Origin of the sequence: Pseudogracilibacillus amylolyticus (SeqCode) (genome assembly GCF_051918545.1) — a bacterium.
Taxonomy (GTDB): domain Bacteria; phylum Bacillota; class Bacilli; order Bacillales; family Amphibacillaceae; genus Pseudogracilibacillus.
Window position 1 is genome coordinate 1 of the sequence record NZ_JBPPZG010000274.1, and the last position, 4,503, is coordinate 4,503.

Genomic DNA, 4,503 nt, shown 5'->3' on the forward strand with positions numbered 1-4,503 from the left:
CTTTAAACAAATTTGCTAATGTCATTCTCATAAATTTAGCATCGTCAATGATAAGTACTTTTGTCACTATCTTTCCTCCATATCTTTTTGTCTGAGGCTCGGTCTCAGCTATTGTACAAATATCAACACCATTGATCCCAAAAATGAAGTAAACTAAAAAGATCAAATATCATAGCTGTTGCAAGCTTAATTTCACCTATGAAGGGAATTTGAAAACATCCAAATGTCTGTATAGGAAACAGTCCACCTAATCTAGTAAAAATAGCAGATCATAATGGAATTACAGCTTTTCCAACTAGCCTAATCCATGATCCGAATCTGGGGCATGTAAACACAACAAACCCTCCATCTGGTGAAAGAATGACCTGTTCATCATAAATAAACATCGAATCCTAACAAAAAACTACGATATTGCTGGAAGTAAAATTTAGTTATATGGTTTAAATAATGAAACCCTTTTAAAATGCATATACTTCTATTGTAGTCTATTTACCTTATGAAATAAAGGAGAATCTTAAAAACCGTAAAAACCAGTCCATTCCGCCAGAAGTGAAGTTAATTTAGTCATCCAATCAAAAAATAAAGCTACTCCAAAGAAAACCATAATGTAGCCACCAATTTTTACAAGTTTCATACTGTGCTTTTTAATAATATTTAATTTTCCAACGAAAAAGGATAAGACTAAAAATGGAATTGCAAAACCAAGAACATAACTAATCATTAGTGGCATCGCTTGCTCGGGGTTAGTAGCTGCCAGACTTAATACGACCATTAAAATTGGACCAGTACATGGTGTCCACCCCATTGAAAAAGCCATTCCAATGAAAAAAGAGCCAATAAATCCTGCTGGTCTATTTTTAAATGTAATTTTTTTATCCTTCATTAAAAATTTAAAATTAAGTACTCCAACAATAACGAGACCAAAGAAAATGATTAAAACGGCCCCAATTTGTCGTATAATATCTTGATAAATTGTAAAGAAATCAGATATTAATGTAGCACTAAAACCTATCATGATAAATACACTAGAAAAGCCTAATAAGAATAAAATCGTATGTAACATACTTTTTTTCGTAAGCATTTTATTTTCTGCACTTATTTCACTTACGCTCATACCTGTAATATAAGATAAAAATGCAGGGAAAAGCGGTAAGACACAAGGAGAAATAAAAGATAAAAATCCTGCCCCAAAGGCTAGAAATAGATTTACTTCAGTCATTGTCAATCCTCCTAATACACATCTTACCTATATTCTAACAGAAAGTATCCCAATAATATGGGATGCTTTTGACAGTTATCTGAATCTTTTCCGAAAAATATTTTCTTACCATTTCCCGGGTAACCGCAAATTTTTGCAAAATTCATACAGCATATAGGAAAACTTGTCGATATTTCGTGGTTACACAACTATTTGATCGGAATTTATTTCTCCATATATTCTATATGTCTTTGCTGTTTTTTTCGATAAACAATACTCGTTAAATATATACTAATTTCATATAAAATAAACAAAGGAATTGCAACTGCAAGCTGTAAAACAATATCAGGTGGAGTAACTAAGGCTCCCACGATAAGTAATATGAAGTAAGCATATTTTCTCGTCTTTTTTAAGAATTGTGGCGTCACAATACCAAGACTTGTCAAAAACATTAATATGATTGGTATTTCAAATAAAACAGCAAATGGTATAGTTACTGTCATCAAAAATCTAAAATATTTTTCAACCGTAAATAATTCATTAAACATTCCATCATTTAATGATAAAAGAAAAGGCAATATAAGTTTTATAAACATTAAGTAACCAAATACAAGCCCAAGCACAAACAACAAAAATACTGCAGGAATATAAGATAGCGATACTTTTCTTTCAGGTTTTGTCAAACCAGGTTTAATAAATAACCAAAGCTGTAAACTCAATACGGGTAATGTTGCTACAAGTGCAATTAAACCGGCAATTGTAAAGTAGATCCAAATTATATCTCCGGGGCTAGTAACTGTTAATTTAAAATCTATATCATTTTCAAAGAAATAATAAATATCTTTTACATATATAAATGCAAGTATAAAAAATCCAATAAAACAAACCCCTGTAATTAGGAGGCGGTTTCTTAATTCTGATAAATGGCCGACGATATTCATTTCTTTGTCTGTATTAGGATTAGACATCGTCTCACCCCTTTTTTAATTTAAAGACTGATATTTTATTATTTAATCATAAAAAAGATGTAAGGTACCGTCCCCTACACCTTTTTTGTTATTATTTTAAGAATTTTGATTATCATTTTTCTCTTTAGATTCTTCTTCACCCATTAAGCCTTTTGTTGCATTTTTGAATTCACGCAAGGAATTTCCTGCTGCTTTCCCGATTTCGGGTAGTTTATTAGGGCCAAAAATTAATAAAGCAACAACTAATATTAAAATTAAACTTGGTACACCGATCTGTGCCATCCATTTCACCTCATAAATAATTTTGTTTGCTTTAATATCATTACAGTTATCCATTATAAAGAAAAAAACATAAACCTACGACTAAATTAGTTGAAAATACATAAATATTTCATAATTTTATTATAATCGAATAAACTTTTTAAAACAATAAATTGACTTTTTACCTATTTTTTACGTACATATTGTATAAAATAGTATTCATAAGGGTTGCGTTCATCCTGGATTCCTTTTTCTTTCGAAACTTCTTCCCACTCTTCCATTGAAATATCTGGGAAAAATACATCACCTTCAAATGTTTCATTAATCAACGTAACATATAATTTATCCGCATATGGAAGTAATTGTTTAAATATATTTCCTCCACCAATGACGAATAGTTCTTCGTCATTTGATTCACTTAATTGAATAATGGATTCAATATCTTGAACTACCTCAACTTCATCTGGAAAGTTATTGTTGCTTTTCGTGAGTACTATATGCTTTCTATTCGGTAATATTCTTCCAATAGATTCAAACGTTTTTCTACCCATAACAATTGTATGACCAGTAGTTGTTTCTTTAAAAAATTTTAAATCATTTGGTAAATGCCACGGCATTTGATTGTTAAATCCAATAACATGATTGCAATCCATTGCTACAATGAATGATATCATTTACATATTCTCCTTTTATACTGCAACGGGGGCTTTTATTGCTGGATGTGGATCATACCCAACTATTTCAAAATCTTTTACTTCATAATCAAAAATTGATTCTTTTTTATTCGCTATTTTCAATTCAGGAAAATCTTTAGGTTTGCGGCTTAATTGAATCTTTACTTGTTCAATGTGATTGGAATAAATATGCACATCGCCAAATGTATGGATAAATTCACCAACTTTTAAATTACATTCTAACGCAATTAAGTGTGTTAGAAGTGCATAACTTGCTATATTAAATGGTACCCCTAAAAATATATCGGCACTTCTCTGATATAATTGGCATGACAATGTTCCGTTATCAACATAAAATTGAAATAATGTATGGCATGGAGGTAAAGCCATCTGTGGAATATCTTCTGGATTCCATGCGGAAACAATATGTCTTCTGGAATCTGGATTTGTTTTGATTGAATGAATAACATCTGCTAGTTGGTCGATTGTTTCACCTGAGGCAGCTTCCCATTTTCTCCATTGTTTCCCGTAGACAAAACCTAGATCCCCATATTTTTGCGCAAACTCATCATCTTGTAAGATTTTTTCTTTAAAAATATTCATTTGCTCGTCATATTCTTTTTTAAAATCATCATCTACAAGACTTCTGTTACCAAAATCCTCCATGTTGGGACCTTCATATGCATCACTTTCCACCCATTTTTTAAAAGCCCATTCATTCCAGATATTATTATTATGTTCTAAAAGATAACGAATATTTGTATCTCCTTTTAAAAACCATAGCAATTCACTTGCTATTAGTCGAAATGGTACGTGTTTTGTTGTTAAAAGAGGAAAGCCTTCTTGTAAATTAAATCGTATTTGCTTTCCAAAAAGCGAGTATGTACCTGTATTTGTACGATCTTCTTTTACGTTGCCCTCTGCTAATATTTCTTCACATAACTGTAAATAAGCTTGTTCATTTTTCATTCGTTCATTCACCTCGTGAAAGTGTAATATCACTTAGAATTATACCAAATAGAAGTTTATTGTAACATACAATAAGGGTTGAGACATACTTTAACCTTCCAATCAAAATACGAATGACGATAGGAAAAGAACTCTGACTATATCACTTGAGATTCCCACGGCTAAAGCCGCTAGCTCTAAACCAAAAGGCTTGACGAGTGGGATTCTTGCATGACTTACCGTTCGCAATCCATTTCTGTTTTGAACCCCCTGCAAGTTAAGGGGCATCTCATTGCCCCGCCCCGTCTTGTTGTATCATAGATACTTACCCCCCTCTATAGAACCCTTCATTTAATAATACGAGTAAATGGAAGTTATAAAATATTCTTTATTCTAAATTGATTATCAATTACTCCTACTCCAGTGATTGACCAATGGTTAGTTTCTTCTTAGT

At 31.6% G+C, this 4,503-nt stretch carries 5 protein-coding genes; all 5 read right to left on the reverse strand.

All coding sequences use genetic code 11. The features are described 5' to 3' along the window. Positions 1 to 514: 514 nt before the first annotated feature. On the reverse strand, positions 515 to 1,219 hold the full coding sequence (locus ACPYKA_RS19235) for a cytochrome c biogenesis CcdA family protein (RefSeq protein WP_479543813.1): 705 nt from the start codon (positions 1,217 to 1,219) through the stop codon (positions 515 to 517). A gap of 203 nt (positions 1,220 to 1,422) precedes the next feature. Continuing rightward, positions 1,423 to 2,166: a twin-arginine translocase subunit TatC gene (tatC, locus tag ACPYKA_RS19240; protein WP_479543814.1), complete on the reverse strand. Its 744-nt coding sequence runs from the start codon at positions 2,164 to 2,166 to the stop codon at positions 1,423 to 1,425. Positions 2,167 to 2,262: 96 nt separating this feature from the next. Then, positions 2,263 to 2,448, reverse strand: coding sequence for a twin-arginine translocase TatA/TatE family subunit (tatA, locus tag ACPYKA_RS19245; protein WP_479543815.1), 186 nt, complete (start codon positions 2,446 to 2,448; stop codon positions 2,263 to 2,265). 164 nt (positions 2,449 to 2,612) lie between these two features. Next, the gene (locus tag ACPYKA_RS19250; protein ID WP_479543816.1) at positions 2,613 to 3,101 is read right to left on the reverse strand and encodes a dihydrofolate reductase; all 489 of its coding nucleotides are present in this window, start codon (positions 3,099 to 3,101) and stop codon (positions 2,613 to 2,615) included. A 15-nt stretch (positions 3,102 to 3,116) separates the two neighbouring features. Continuing rightward, complete coding sequence (locus tag ACPYKA_RS19255; RefSeq protein WP_479543817.1) at positions 3,117 to 4,070, reverse strand: thymidylate synthase; 954 nt, start codon at positions 4,068 to 4,070, stop codon at positions 3,117 to 3,119. Between the last annotated feature and the right edge of the window lie 433 nt (positions 4,071 to 4,503).